Genomic DNA, 14230 nt, shown 5'->3' on the forward strand with positions numbered 1-14230 from the left:
TTATCTCCTACAAGTACTTTGCAAAAACAAACTATACCATGTATTGCTCATGCTGTAGTGATTGAGAATCAATAAAATACAATTATTTAATAAAGTTATAGGATGTGATGTTGATGATTATGGATTATTTTAGAGTTTTTATTGTCGGAGGAGCTATATGCTTGATTGCACAGGTGTTGATGGATTATTTTAAGCTTCAAACTCCATATGTTATGGTAAGCTATGTTACTGCTGGAGTAATACTTACATTTTTAGGTATTTATCAAAAAATAGTGGACTTTGGAGCTGCAGGAGCTACAGTTCCAATCATAGGATTTGGATATTCTCTAGCAAAAGGAGTTATGGATGGTATAAAAACAGATGGATTTTTAGGAGTTTTAACTGGAGGAACAATAGCCACTGCTGGGGGGATTGCAGCAGCTATATTTTTTGGTTATATGATGTCAGTTATATTTAATCCAAAGGCAAAACCTTGATATAAGTTTTAATTTAAAATAAATTGCAATAAAAAATGCCATGGAATCTAATTTAATCCATGGCATTTTGATATTTTTATTATTTATATAATTTTAAGGTGTAGTTGGCGTATCTGGTGTAGTTGGATTATCAGTATTACCACCGGCATCGCCAGGATTAGTAGCACCGCCAGTTTCACCAGTGCCATCGTCAGTAGTTCCACCAGTGCCATCGTCAGTAGTACCGCCAGTTTCATCAGTACCATCATCAGTAGGTGGATTGTCACCGTCACCAGCAGGAGTTTCATTAGGTGTTTCTTGAGTATCTGTAGTGTTATTATTTACAGGAGTTTGATAGCTACTTGTTCTAGTTGGAGAAGTTCCCTTTACAAATGCTGCTTTAGAACCGTAAGTAGATATTCCACCATCTGTTAAATTGATTTTATAGAAGTTTATTCCGTCTGGAACTTCAAAATCAACTACTTCTAGATTTTCATGTATAGGTCTCATAACATTAGCCCATAATGAAGCTGCTATAGCACTAGATTCATCTACAGAACGCATTTTAATTACATTTCCATTGGCATCTTTTCGTCCTGGATCATCACCTATATAAGTAGCACCAACATAATATGGAGTATATCCGACAAACCATACACAATATTTGTTATTAGTAGTACCAGTTTTACCAGCTACAGGCATACTTCCTATAGAAGCATTAGAACCAGTACCTTCAGTAACTACTGCTTTAAGCATATCTGTCATTACATAAGCCACTTCTTCATCGACAACTCTGTGTTCTTCAGGATTAGCTTTTACAATTAACTCACCACTATAAGTACTAACTGTAGTGAATACAGTAGGTTCTATATAGACACCACCATTAGCTAAAGCTGCATAGGCTGCTGTCATTTCAAGTGGAGAAATACCATAAGCCATACCTCCTAATGTTAAAGAAGGGAATGTTCTATCAGTAGTAGAAGAATTATTTGTCTTACTATCTACAACAGAAGTTATACCAAAATTCTTAAGGTAATCTATCATTACATCTATACATTCATTGTAATCATCGCCTAAGCTTTCAGCTACTTTTACAGCAACTGTATTAGAAGATTTAGCCATACCTAGACGTAAACTCATATTTCCAGCACCAGCAGTAGTTGTAGATGGATTCCATTTTTGGTTTTGAGTAAATTTATATCCACCTCTAGCATCACTAAATACTGATGATTGTGTCATTTCTAATGTATCTATAGCAGGTGTATAGATAGAAAGTGGTTTAATTGCAGAACCTGGTTGAGAAGGACTTGTTGCTCTATTTAAAGTTCTCTTACCTTTTACATTTCTACCACCAATTAGAGATTTAATTTGACCAGTATGATGGTCCATTATAACCATGGCAGATTGTGGTTGCATTATACCATTAGAATCAAGGCCAGAATTCGCAGGGAAGTTAGAGCTATTATTATATTGTGATTCAAGTTCAGCTTGCATATTAGAATCTATAGTAGTTTGAATTTGTAAACCACCATTGTAATATAGGTTATTAGCTTCTTCTTGAGTATATCCTTGATCTTTTAATGCTTCTATAACTTCTTCATATACGTAATCTTCAACTGTAGAAACTATAGTTTCTATAGATTTAGGAATTTCTATTTTAACATTTGCTACATCGGCATATGCTTGGTCGTATTCGCTTTGAGATATATATTCATTCTCTAGCATTTTCTTAAGTACTGTTCTAGCTCTACCGACAGCATTTTCATTTAATACAGCTTTTCTAACTACCATAGTCCCTTTCTTTAGTTGACTATATGTATCGTAGTCAGTGATTAAGCCCCAAGAATATAATTTATCTATCATATTTAATTCTACTTGAGTAGGATCGTCAAATCCATCATTTGCAGTATGAGAATAAAATAATAATTTGTTTTCTAAATCGGATCTTTGTTCAGAACCATCTAACTTAACTTTAGTATAAGGTGCATATCGTGATGGGTTATTTGTTGCACCAACTAACATAGCTGCTTCAGGTAATGTAAGCTTTTCAGCTGATTTATTGAAGTAACCTTGTGCAGCAGCTTCAATTCCATAAAAACTATTACCTACATACATGTTGTTTAGGTATGTAAGCAAGATATCGTCTTTGGTTACAGTTTTACTCATTTCGTAAGCATAGTAAATATCTTTTATTTTACGAGTTAGGGTTTGATCTTGAGAGGTTAAAAGTAATTTTGAGACCTGCATAGGTATTGTACTACCACCTTGTTTATTACCAAGGACAGTTTTTACAACAGATCTAAATAGACCTTTTATATCGACACCGTTATGTTCATAAAATCTGGCATCCTCAATCGATATAAGGGCTTCTTTAACAGTCTGATTATTTAACTTCTTAAGAGGTTCCTTTTTATTTCCTGTTTCAGCTTCAGCTAAAACACTACCATCTGCGTATTTTAGCGTAGTTTTGCTGTAAGTTTTTTGATCAAGTACTTTTTTAGTAACTACTTCAGTATCTCTTAAAGATGAGAAAACTAGCGCTGAACCGACAGCAACACCTACTACTAACATAAATAAAATTAGTATACCAAAAATTTTAATTTTACTTCTTTTTCTATGTTTTTTAGGTTTTGATGAAACTTTTTTATAATCGTTTTTCTGTGTATTTTTAGTTACATCAGTTTTAGAAGAAGTAACTTTTCTTCTTCTAATTTTATTTTTATCGTCATTATCTCTGCTCATTATATACCTCCTTACTTAATGCTTAATTATAACATATTTTAAGTGCTTTTTATAGTTAATAAAAATTTGTAAGAAATATGTTAGAAATACCTCCCCTTATTATATAATTATATCCTTAAAATGCCAAATTCAACAATAATTATTAATAATAATAGCTCTTTTCAATTTCTATAAAATAGATATGTATATGTTTATACTTGTTATGCCTACTAAAAATAATCTCTGAAATATATACAGAGATTATTTTTAGATATTTTGACTCTACAGCATCCATTTTATATAAACGCCGTATCCCACTTCAGGGTTATTTTCTAAGGCATGGGATATAGCTCCTACTATTTTATTATTTTGGACAATTGGAGTGCCACTCATACCTTGTACAATTCCCCCAGTTTCTTTTAGTAAATTTTTATCTGTAATTTTTATCTTGAATGTTTTTGGTGCTGGAGAATGCTGATTTTCAATTTTTAATATTTCAATGTCGTACTTGACACATTTATTTTGTGTATTTTGTAGTATTATTTGAGCTTTTCCCAGCTTTACTTCATCTAAATCGGCTATTTTATATTTATCATGATGCGAAAAATCTATATTTTTAGTAAATCCTTTTATGCCGTATTGTGTGTTTTTATTAAAATTACCTATAATATAGTTTTTATTCGCATTTATACATCCTACACTTCCTCGAGACGATTTTTGGATGTCTAAATTTGTAGTTGTAGATATAATACCTTGCTTAATCGGTATTTGCTTTAAATTTCCTATGTTTATAGAATGACCTACAGCTCCAAATTCATTGTTTTCAGGATTTATATAGGTTAAAGTGGCAAATCCTGAAATTGCGTTGTTAAAGTTAATTTTTTTCAATGCTTCCTTGTTGCAAATTACATTTTTTATTTGGTTTCCTCTTTTGATTTTAATTTTAAAATCATCACTAGATGAAGAAAAAAACACATCCGATAGCTCATAGAAATCTTTTATTGGAACTTCTTGTGCTTCTAGGATTAAATCACCACTTTTTAATGGACAACCTTTAATTTCATTTCTTACAATTAAATTTTCTAGTTCACCATCTATTTGTATTACTTTTCCGATTGGTATTAAATATTTTTCATTATTTTTTTCAATAGAATATGCATAATTTACACTATTCATGAAAAAATATAGTAAAAGAGTAGTACAAATTAAAAATAAATTTTTGTAGTTAAACCATTTTGTTTTCAAACTCGTAAACACCTTCTTTCTTTAGTTTTGTTGGTGCTTTAATATTATATTTTGCAAAAGTTATTTTTTAATGCTTGGAAATCAACTTCAAGGTAACCGTAGATTTCATAAATAAACAGAGCATAAATATCAGCTATTGAAATAAACTAAAACAAAAATAAAAAGAAATAAAATTTTAAATATCTTTGATTTTATTTCTTTTTAATCTTTCTTTTAACTATTTTTTTTGAACATCTTTTTCGTTTTTGAGAAACTGCTTTGTTATCAGGTGATGTAACGGCGACATCTGGTACAGGAGGGACAAATACTTCTTCTTCTCCAGTATTGCAGCCTTCTACTGCTGTAATCAACGCAAGCTCATCTGATAAAACAGCGAAAAATGTAGAGAGTATATTTAAGTCGGTTTGTGATAATTCTTCTCCTAAGGCGATTGCTAGAGTAGAAGCTAGAACTATGTAATCAGTAGATGAGAAGTAGCATAACTTTGACTGAGTTTGCTCATTTTTATTATTGCTTTGGCAATTTGTATTGTCGTTTTGAGATTGCTTGTTATTTTTTGCATCACAATTTCTTTTTTTATTTTTCAAGAGTTATCACCTCTATAAAATTTTATGTATATAAATATATATGAAAAATTAAATAGTTAGATGAAAATTAAAAATATCGAGGAGAATCATATGAAAAAATATAAATTTTTAATTGTTATCATATTTATAGCTGGAATTATAGTAATTACAAAATCGAATCAAACTAAAAGTTTAGTGAATTTCGTTTCAAACTTAAATACAGTGACTATAAGTCAAAAGGAGAAATATACTGTCTGTATAGATCCTGGACATCAATTAAAAGGAGATTCAAATACGGAGCAAATAGCACCAGATTCGGGCTCGTATAAAATTAGGGTATCATCTGGAACAGCAGGAGTAGCCACTAAAAAACCAGAATACGAATTAAATTTAGAGGCATCTTTAAAGCTAAAGCATATATTAGAAAGTAGAGGATATAAAGTTTTGATGACTAGGGAGAGTCATGATGTGAATATCAGCAACAAGGAGAGAGCAATATTTGCCAATGAAAATAATGCTGATATGGTGGTTAGAATTCATGCAGATGGTTCTAATGATTCAGGAATTACAGGGGCATGTATTTTAATACCTTCAAAAGACGGTCAATACACTTCAGCGATTTTCAATGATAGCTCTGAATGTGCCAAACATGTAAATCAAAATATGCAAAATAATGGATTTAAAGTAAATGGAATATTTGAGAGAAGTGATTTGACAGGATTTAACTGGTCTAAGGTTCCTGTTGTTTTAGTAGAAATGGGATTTATGAGTAATTACACTGAGGATCAGAACATGGCTAGTCCACAATATCAAGAAAAAATGATGAAGTGTATTGCAGATGGACTAGATCAATATTTCAAAAATAAAAAATAAGGTGATATCATGACAAAAATATTGGGGAAAAATAATCATAATAGAGCTTTAGAGAAAACATTTAATATTATAGTTCCGATTAAAAATAAATTTTCCAAGCCGGATTGTAGAGTTCATGTATTTATACAGCAAAATGCTATGAATAGCTTATGGGTTAATGAGTATTATGAGGCTTATGATTTTTTTGATAGATATAGAGATATAATAAATCAAGGCATAGTATGGGCAGATCAAGATTTAAAATCTTATTGCCATTTTTTTAATGCAGAGACTAGTAAGGGCCTTCCAGGTATGGACGACAATGCACTTACATTAGCTAAAAAATACTACAAATACTCGATAGCTTATTTTAATGAAAATAATATAGAGCAAGCTATGTTCTATTTAGGAGCAGTTTGTCACTTGATACAAGATGTAAATGTACCACAGCATGCAAAGGGATACCTTCTAAACAACCATATGCAGTTTGAAGGCTATGTAAAACAAAACTACTTAAAAATAAATAGATTTAAAACATACGATGAGCCGATTTTTTTCGATGATATAGAGAGTTATATAAGGTATAATTCCTTAAATGCAATTAAAACCGAGCATATGTATAAAAACATAAGAAACCTAAACATAAAATTTTATTTAATCGCGGAAAAATCTTTGAAATTATCACAGAGAACGACTGCTGGATTTATGATTTTGTATTTTAAAAATACATATATGCAAAACTTCAAAAATCAAATATAATAGTATAGATGTGAACAAATAAAATTTTATGAGAGGTGAATAGATGCTAGTAGTAGAAAATGTTAGTCATGGTTTCGGAGCGAGAACAATACTAGAAAATGTTTCTTTCAGGCTTAAAAAGGGAGAGCATATAGCACTTGTAGGTGCTAATGGAGAAGGAAAATCTAGTTTCTTAAATATAATAACAAAAAAATTAATGCCAGATGCAGGTAATATCAAATGGTCATCAAGAGCGACAGTTGGATATTTAGATCAACATGCGGTTTTACAAAAGGGGATGACTATAAAGGACGTATTGAGAGATGCCTTTAAGCATATGTTTGATTTAGAACAAGAAATGCTAAAGATGTACGATCAAATGGGAGATGCTGACGAAGATCAAATGAGTAAGCTTCTTGAAGAAACTGCAGAGATACAAACAATACTTGAAAACAGCGGATTTTATATTATAGATGCCAAAATCCAAGAGGTAGCAAATGGTCTGGGATTAGGAGAAATAGGACTTGATAGAGATGTAACTGATTTAAGTGGTGGTCAAAGAACAAAGGTACTTCTTACTAAATTATTATTAGAAAGTCCAACAATACTAATACTTGACGAACCTACAAACTACCTAGACGAGGAGCATATAGTATGGCTTACAAGATATCTACAAGAATATGAAAATAGCTTTATTCTTGTATCACATGATGTCGATTTTATAAATAATACATGTAACGTAATCTACCATATAGAAAATGCTACTCTTACAAGATACAAAGGAAATTACGACGAATTTGTGAGACTTAGAGATATCAAGAAAAGACAAGAAGAAAGTGCTTATGAAAAGCAAGTTGAAGAGAGAAAGAAGCTTGAAGATTTCGTAGCTAGAAATAAAGCTAGAGTTGCGACTAGAGGTATGGCGAATTCAAGACAAAAAATACTTGATAAGATGGAAATCTTAGAAAAACCAAAGGAAAAAATAAAACCTCAATTTGCATTTAGAAATGCAAGGGCTGCAGCTAGAATAATATTTGAAACAAACGACTTAGTGTTAGGATATAACGAGCCATTAACTAAGCCTCTAAACTTCCAGTTAGAAAGAGGTCAAAAGATAGCACTAAAGGGTATGAATGGTATAGGAAAATCAACTCTTCTAAAGACTTTACTTGGAATTATAAAACCATTTGAAGGTGAAGTTGAGCTAGGAGATTATTTAGAGGTTGGATATTTTGAGCAAGAAAGCTCTATGGAAAATTACAATACAGCTCTAGAAGATGTATGGCAAGAATATCCAGTTTTAACTAACTACGAGGTTAGACAAGCTTTAGCTAAATGTGGACTTACTAACGAACATATAACAAGTCAGGTTAGAGTTTTAAGTGGGGGAGAAGCAGCTAAGGTTAGATTATGTAAATTAATGCTAAAGGATATAAATTTCTTAGTGCTAGACGAACCTACAAACCACTTAGATGTAGAAGCGAAGGACGAATTAAAGAAGGCTATCAAGGAATTTAAAGGAACTGTACTTTTAGTTTGCCATGAGCCTGAATTCTACGGAGATATAGTAGATGATGTTTGGAATATAGAAGATTTTACTACAAAAATAGTTTAATTTCAGTGATACTTATATCGTGAAATGAGTAAACTGAAGGGGGATGATAACTGTTGAATAAGTTATCAAACATTGTTGTATCTCTATGTCTAGCGTTGGCGATGATAGGAGTATCAGTTATCGCAACTTTAAATATAAGAGATATTTACTATAATGATATAGACAAATTAAATATAGAGTCTATGAGTGGATTATCTAAAGAGGAAATTATAGAAAACTATGATTATCTAATTGACTATAATCTTAACTCAAATGTAGGTGAATTCCAATTACCTACACTTACTTCCTCTAAACCTGGAAAAATTCACTTTGAAGAGGTAAGAGATATATTTCAAAATGTAAAATTGCTTACTATGATTTGCGGAGTTATAGCTATTGTAGGTGGTATTTTACAAATTAGAAAAAGAGAGTTTAAATTTTTAAGAAATTCATCGATATTAATAGTAATACTACCTGTGATGTTGGCGATTCCAATTGCTATAAATTTTAATGCTTGCTTTATATTGTTTCACAAAATAATGTTTAGCAATGATTATTGGATTTTCGACCCACAGCTAGATCCAGTTATTAATATGTTGCCAGAGGAATTTTTTATGCATATGGGAATTACAATTTTAATTATTATGTTGATTGTAAGTATAATATTGCAATTGACATATAGATTAATAAAAAAAATAAATTTCCAAGATTAAAAAAGATTGAAACGAAACAAAATAAATGATATGATTGATTTATCAAGTTAAGACTGAAACAAAAACTATGAGACGAAAAAAATGAGTTAGATGGTGTAAATTCATCTAACTCATTTTTTTTACTCATTATCTAGCTTTGTTATTTCTACAATTTCTTGAAATTTGCCTATGATATAATCATAATTATCTCTTTTATGTGGAAGAGTGCAATTTGTACAATCTTTTATACCCTTTTCTGTATATCTAAAATTACCACCACATTTATCTTTTAAAGCATACAAAGGACAATAGCAGAACAAACAGTTAAAATTTTCTGGGTCATTTGTTTTATGACATGGAAAATACTCGCACTTATTATTATTAAAAAATCTGTAACTCAATTTGATTGTACCTCCAAAATTTATTTTATAATATAATATGATATAATTTTATTATACTATTTTGACTCAATTTATTATACTTATAATATAGAAATTTTTAAGGAGAATGCTTATGAGGGATTTTAGAGAAGTTTCAACTATGGAGTTGTTTTTTAGCATAACGACAGACTTTAAAATTAAAACACGTAGATTTGAAGAGCTATTTAAAGAACAAGTGTTAAAAATGACTTCAAAATCAGATAATAAAGATATAAAAAAAGAATTGAAAAATGAAAAAGATTTTAAAATTGCAAATAAAAAAATAAAAAAATCCGTAGTTATGGAATTAGAAAAAGAAGCAGAAGAAGGCGACGTAGAAGCACAATTTTGTTTGGGAAATTATTATTTTTTAGCTAAGGAAGGGGATAACGAGGAAAATAATAAAAAAGCATTCAAATGGTATGAAAAAGCTTCAGAAAATGGATTATCTGAGGCACAATATAATTTGGCGAATTTATATATGAATGGGCTAAGAATAGAAGAAAATAGAGATAAAGCATTTGAACTGTATAAAAAAGCAGCAGAGCAAGGTCATATAGAATCGAATATCTGCCTTGCTATTTGCTATGAGCAAGGAATAGGTACAGAAATAGATGAAGAAAAAGCATTTAATATAGCAAAATCAATAGAGGATAAAAATAATCCAAATATAGAATTTTGCCTAGGTGTTTACTATGAGCAGGGAATAGGTACAGAGATAGATCTTGAAAAAGCATTTGATTGTTATAAAAATTGTGCTAATAAAGGGTATGACAAAGGTCAGCTTAGAGTAGCATATTGTTATGAAAATGGAATAGGTGTAAAACAGGATTATAAGAAAGCATTTAATAGATATAAAAAGGCCATGAGTAATGGAAATGAAGATGCTAAGTATTTACTGGGACATTGTTATGAAGAAGGAATTGGAACCAGTGTAGATTATAAAAAGGCTTTTTCGATATATGAAGAGCTATACTACATGGAGCATGAGGATGGAACTTTCAAGCTAGCTCAGTGTTATGAAAATGGTATAGGAATAGATGTGGACAAGGAAAAGGCTTTTGAATTATATAATGAGTTGGCGAGCATAGACAATGAGGATGCTAAATTTTATCTGGCACAATGTAATGAAATGACTCGTAAAAATAATAATAATGATATCGAAGACGATTATATGGAAGAGAGCTGTATAGAATACGATGAAAAAGAAATAGACCAAGTGTTTGATGAATTTATAAATACAGACGATGATATAAGCTTGGATAAAATAGATGAAATGCAAGAAGATGATTACGATACTGATGTAATGGCAGAGTTAGAAGAGGATATTGAATTAGAGGACGATATCTTGTTCAGTGATGACTTAAACATAAATGTATTCTTAGAGCAAACCATATTTAAACAGGTTACCGACAGAAATCTAGAAAGCGATTTAAAAAAATTAGTAGTAAAGATTGATAAATGTCTAAATTCAACAAATGGAGCGTTGAATTTCAAGAGTCTAGGTTTTAAAAAATACGAAGGTGTCAATAATAAAATCTATGGGTTTGATTTTAACAATAAGGTCAACGACAGTGACAGAATAATAGCATGCTTTGTAGATGATTACTCTAAGAAGAATGAATTTGATTTTGAAAGATACAGTACTACAGGTAATAAGGATAAACAAGGTATTATATTGTTTTCAATAGCAAAACACAACGATCAAGAGAGAGAAGCGTTAAAGGTATCAAAAAAAATCAACAGTAATTTCTATAAACAAAATAAATTTAAAAGCTTAAATAAAAATAAAAGCAAGAAATATATTCTTAGAGCAGCTGTTTCTGACAATGATATGCAAGAAAATAATATGACCTTTAGATCTATGAATTTTAACGATAAAGAAATTATATATCAAGAGGTATTGACTAAGGAACAAGCAAAAAATATAAATTCCTTTATACAAAAATCAGAGCCATTTATATTGTCTGGAATTGCCGGAAGTGGTAAAACACTATCGACTATAAGTTTAATTCCAGATATGGTAGAAAAAATTAAAAATATCGGAACGACAGATAAAATACTGTACGTTACTTTTTCTAATAATTTAAAGGAATATGTAAAGTCAAAGGTAATGGAGAGCTATTATGAGTTAAATGAATATGTAGACATAAGAACATTTGAGGATATATGCACAGAAATCAACTATAAATACAACAACAAAAAAATAGACAGATTAAAAATAATAACTCAAAACTCCTATGATAAAAGCTTTACAAGGTTTTTAAATTGGCTGTATAGAACCTCAAGGGACAGCAATATTTTAAAATTTATCAAAAAATACGAAAATGAAAAAAATATTATCTACAGCGAAATATTTGGAATACTAAAAGGTTCTATGTATGTCGATTGGGACAGAAAGGAACCTAATATAGTTAATAAAGAATATTACATAAAAAGCAGTAAAAAAATAGTAGAGGATTACAAGATTTTCTCTGAAGAAGATAGAGAGGTTATTTATTCTATAACTGAGAAGTACAATGATTGGCTAGTTGAAAATGGATATTACGATATAAACGATATAGCATTTGAATTACAAGGCTTAATCCAAGAAAAATCTATAAGCTACGAATATGTAGTAATAGACGAGGTTCAGGATTTTACCGAGGTTCAAATATACATGTTGTTTTTATTGGCTAAGGAACAAGAAATTTACGGCAGAAATAAAACTAGAAAGATTTTATTAGCCGGAGATCCAAATCAAATTATCAATCCTACTTTCTTTAAAATAGGAAGACTTACAAAGCTATTTTACCTAAATGGATATAAATACGAGGTGCAAAGACTTAACGAAAACTTCAGAAATTCCATAAATATAATGAAAATGAATAATATAGTAAATGGAATTATCAACGAAAAACTTCCTGCAAGAAAAGAAGAAGATAGACAAGATGAAGTTACTAAAAACAATAAATCTGGAATAATAGAGCAGCTCGAAGCTACAGAGGATAATCTAAAAATCGTATTTAGAGAAATAGATGCTTCGGCAAAGGTTGCGCTTATAGTTTCTGATGAAGAGCGAAAGGAATATCTAAAGGAAAAATACGATTGTAGAAACGCATTTACTATATCAGAGTTTAAGGGCAAAGAATTCGACAATATAATAGCCTATAATATCCTGTCTGATTATGCTGATATTTACGAAGAAATATACAAAAAGGAAGATATAAAGGAAGGTCACTACAGCTATTATTTCAATAGATTTTATGTTTCTATAACTAGAGCTAACTACAACTTAGTTTTAATAGAAGAAAAGGAAACGCAAATATTAAATGAAATCAAAGAAAAGCTAGGTGACGATTTAAAATATATTGAAAGTATAAGTCGTTTTAAGGATTTAAATTTAGGAGAGGTAGTTGGAGATAGTATAGATTTATTTAATCTAGGTATGAAGTTCTTCAATGATGAAAAATATTCAGTGGCGAAAAACTACTTTATTAGAAGTATAGAGCCAAATTCAAATAGCTTAGCAGATTTATGTGATTTATTTGAGCAGGATGGCAATTACGAAGAGAGAGGAGATAAATTATTTGAAATAGGCGAATACAAGCTCGCTCAAGGGTATTACCAAAAATCATATGAGTTTTCAAAATTTGCTATTATGTACTTGTATATAGACAGTTTATCTTACGAAAAACAGCTTAAGGAGTTTTATAATTGCCTAGAAAAGGAAAATATCGATTTTAGCGATTTATACGATGAATATTCATCTAAATTTGATAAATTAAATGATATCTTAAGACATAAAATATTTAAAACAGAAAAATTGCAATCAGAAATTCAAGAAAAAATGAATAGCATAAATAAAATGATGAAAAATATAAACAGCAAGTTTAACTAAAAATGGGGAGAAAAATTATGGCAAACAATGAGATAAATACAAAGGGTATAATAAATTCAATCGATAATTTTAATGAAAATAGCGAAAAAATATGTGCTTCATTAAATGGTTTGGAGGCTAGCTTAAATGAGTTTAATAAATCTATATCTAAATTAGATGATTTAAAGGAGATAGATTTAACTAAGCAAAAGATAGATCAACTAAAAGTATATAAGGACAAGGTAGATAAAACTATAGAAGGTTTAAAGACAATAGAGGGGGATTTATCTGGTATAGAAAATTTAATCGAAACTATTTCGAAGTTTAGTGAAGAGATTCAATCTGTTATGAAAAATAGCAATGCAATAAGCTTCAATTCAGTATCAAAAAATGTAAGAGAGCTAGACAAGAGAATAACTGCTTTTAATAAGAAAATTGATACATTTGTTCAAAGTGAATTGTTGAAAAAAATGGATGCACAATACGAGTCCTTGATCGAACATTTTAACAGTGCATTAGAGAAACAACAAAAAACTATAGCGTCAATGGAGGAAAAATTAAACCAAATTGAATCACAAAGTGGACAAATAACTGGACTAGCACCAGCAAAAATCGATCCGTCAAAAATAGTTTTTGATGGGTTTGACAAGGATAATATGGAGGGTCTGTTTAAAGATTTTATAAAAGAGATTATATCAGAATATACTAAAGTTGAACCTTCAAAGGCTAGTATCTACCGCGGATTCAGTGAAAATGTATTAAAGGTACTATCTGATGAAGGAGAATTAGAAGCAAGCTACATATTAGGCCAAAGATACTACGAATTAGGTCAAATAGATATGGCAGTAGTTGAATACGAAAAGCTCGTCGATGGTGGAGATGATAGATGCAAGGATAGATTGATTGAAATCTACAAAGAAAAATCAAATGAAGGAAATGCCTTATATCAAGAAAAATTAGGATTTGAATTATATAGAGGTAAAATAATCGAAAAGGATGTAGATGAAGCAATTAAGTTATTAGAAAAGGCTGAAAGCAACGGAAGCACTAATGCTAAAAAATATTTAGAATTAATAAGATTGAAATAAT

12 protein-coding genes are annotated in these 14230 nt (G+C 30.0%); 8 read left to right on the top strand and 4 right to left on the bottom strand.

What is annotated here, in order from left to right:
- Positions 1 to 75: hypothetical protein (locus tag ACI3VO_RS07890; protein WP_439757396.1), on the top strand; the 75-nt coding region annotated here is incomplete at its 5' end.
- A gap of 38 nt (positions 76 to 113) precedes the next feature.
- The gene (spoVAE, locus tag ACI3VO_RS07895) at positions 114 to 476 is read left to right on the top strand and encodes a stage V sporulation protein AE (RefSeq protein WP_439757386.1); all 363 of its coding nucleotides are present in this window, start codon (positions 114 to 116) and stop codon (positions 474 to 476) included.
- A gap of 93 nt (positions 477 to 569) precedes the next feature.
- Here spoVAE and ACI3VO_RS07900 read toward each other — a convergent pair whose 3' ends face one another.
- From ACI3VO_RS07900 to ACI3VO_RS07910, 3 genes are all read right to left on the bottom strand, one after another.
- A complete protein-coding gene (locus ACI3VO_RS07900) occupies positions 570 to 3197 on the bottom strand; it encodes a transglycosylase domain-containing protein (protein WP_439757387.1) in 2628 nt (875 codons plus the stop codon).
- Positions 3198 to 3458: 261 nt separating this feature from the next.
- Positions 3459 to 4352, bottom strand: coding sequence for a SpoIVB peptidase S55 domain-containing protein (locus tag ACI3VO_RS07905; protein ID WP_439757388.1), 894 nt, complete (start codon positions 4350 to 4352; stop codon positions 3459 to 3461).
- A gap of 260 nt (positions 4353 to 4612) precedes the next feature.
- Entirely contained in the window at positions 4613 to 5008 is a 396-nt protein-coding gene (locus ACI3VO_RS07910) for a hypothetical protein (protein ID WP_439757389.1), read from the bottom strand.
- 90 nt (positions 5009 to 5098) lie between these two features.
- Between ACI3VO_RS07910 and ACI3VO_RS07915 the strand changes: the two genes are divergently transcribed.
- Genes ACI3VO_RS07915 through ACI3VO_RS07930 form a run of 4 tightly spaced genes read left to right on the top strand, consistent with a single transcriptional unit; the run spans position 5099 to position 8884 of the window.
- Positions 5099 to 5860 carry an N-acetylmuramoyl-L-alanine amidase family protein gene (locus tag ACI3VO_RS07915; RefSeq protein ID WP_439757390.1) on the top strand — a complete coding sequence of 254 codons (762 nt, stop codon included), beginning with the start codon at positions 5099 to 5101 and terminating at the stop codon, positions 5858 to 5860.
- 9 nt (positions 5861 to 5869) lie between these two features.
- Positions 5870 to 6598, top strand: coding sequence for a zinc dependent phospholipase C family protein (locus ACI3VO_RS07920; RefSeq protein ID WP_439757391.1), 729 nt, complete (start codon positions 5870 to 5872; stop codon positions 6596 to 6598).
- Positions 6599 to 6641: 43 nt separating this feature from the next.
- Positions 6642 to 8192, top strand: a complete 1551-nt coding sequence (locus tag ACI3VO_RS07925) for an ABC-F family ATP-binding cassette domain-containing protein (protein ID WP_439757392.1) — start codon at positions 6642 to 6644, stop codon at positions 8190 to 8192.
- Between the two features lie 53 nt (positions 8193 to 8245).
- Complete coding sequence (locus ACI3VO_RS07930; protein WP_439757393.1) at positions 8246 to 8884, top strand: TIGR01906 family membrane protein; 639 nt, start codon at positions 8246 to 8248, stop codon at positions 8882 to 8884.
- 119 nt (positions 8885 to 9003) lie between these two features.
- Here ACI3VO_RS07930 and ACI3VO_RS07935 read toward each other — a convergent pair whose 3' ends face one another.
- Positions 9004 to 9270 (bottom strand): cysteine-rich small domain-containing protein, encoded by a 267-nt coding sequence (locus tag ACI3VO_RS07935; protein WP_439757397.1) that lies wholly within the window; start codon positions 9268 to 9270, stop codon positions 9004 to 9006.
- A 106-nt stretch (positions 9271 to 9376) separates the two neighbouring features.
- On the opposite strand from ACI3VO_RS07935, the gene ACI3VO_RS07940 reads away from it, so the two are divergent.
- Both ACI3VO_RS07940 and ACI3VO_RS07945 read left to right on the top strand, forming a co-directional pair.
- A complete protein-coding gene (locus tag ACI3VO_RS07940) occupies positions 9377 to 13162 on the top strand; it encodes an AAA family ATPase (protein WP_439757394.1) in 3786 nt (1261 codons plus the stop codon).
- 17 nt (positions 13163 to 13179) lie between these two features.
- Positions 13180 to 14229 (top strand): hypothetical protein, encoded by a 1050-nt coding sequence (locus tag ACI3VO_RS07945; protein WP_439757395.1) that lies wholly within the window; start codon positions 13180 to 13182, stop codon positions 14227 to 14229.
- Position 14230: the final 1 nt, after the last annotated feature.

Origin of the sequence: Intestinibacter sp. (genome assembly GCF_051866655.1) — a bacterium.
Classification (GTDB): Bacteria; Bacillota; Clostridia; order Peptostreptococcales; family Peptostreptococcaceae; genus Intestinibacter.

What these genes read in the sequence shown, in the direction of transcription:
- ACI3VO_RS07900 (WP_439757387.1), bottom strand. Translation starts at nt 3,197, where the DNA reads ATGAGCAGAGATAATGACGATAAAAATAAAATTAGAAGAAGAAAAGTT.
- spoVAE (WP_439757386.1), top strand. Translation starts at nt 114, where the DNA reads ATGATTATGGATTATTTTAGAGTTTTTATTGTCGGAGGAGCTATATGC.
- ACI3VO_RS07905 (WP_439757388.1), bottom strand. Translation starts at nt 4,352, where the DNA reads ATGAATAGTGTAAATTATGCATATTCTATTGAAAAAAATAATGAAAAA.
- ACI3VO_RS07915 (WP_439757390.1), top strand. Translation starts at nt 5,099, where the DNA reads ATGAAAAAATATAAATTTTTAATTGTTATCATATTTATAGCTGGAATT.
- ACI3VO_RS07940 (WP_439757394.1), top strand. Translation starts at nt 9,377, where the DNA reads ATGAGGGATTTTAGAGAAGTTTCAACTATGGAGTTGTTTTTTAGCATA.
- ACI3VO_RS07920 (WP_439757391.1), top strand. Translation starts at nt 5,870, where the DNA reads ATGACAAAAATATTGGGGAAAAATAATCATAATAGAGCTTTAGAGAAA.
- ACI3VO_RS07945 (WP_439757395.1), top strand. Translation starts at nt 13,180, where the DNA reads ATGGCAAACAATGAGATAAATACAAAGGGTATAATAAATTCAATCGAT.
- ACI3VO_RS07925 (WP_439757392.1), top strand. Translation starts at nt 6,642, where the DNA reads ATGCTAGTAGTAGAAAATGTTAGTCATGGTTTCGGAGCGAGAACAATA.